1 pseudogene is annotated in these 234 nt (G+C 33.3%); it reads right to left on the bottom strand.

The window, feature by feature from the left end:
* Nucleotides 1–234: pseudogene (locus SB775_RS33985) on the bottom strand (dGTP triphosphohydrolase); the annotation flags it as partial.

Below are 234 nucleotides of genomic sequence, written 5' to 3'. Positions count from 1 at the left end.
CGATTCATTGCAGTTGTTAATAATGCTTGTCGTCTTTCGAATTCTTGTCTTGTTAATAATTTTGATTCTCCAATGTATTGCTCAAGCACTCTTACCCGTTCAGTTAACTCTTTATTTTTAAGGATAACCTTTTTTAATAGATGGGTTGAAATATAAACAATGAAGAAGTTAGCTGCCATCAGGAAGTGGGTAATAATATATTCCCATTGATCTGATGTACTCCATAAGTGAAGC

Source organism: Peribacillus sp. SIMBA_075 (assembly GCF_046534585.1).
The sequence above is the reverse complement of the archived record's forward strand: the minus strand, read 5'-3'. Positions and strand labels throughout refer to the sequence as shown.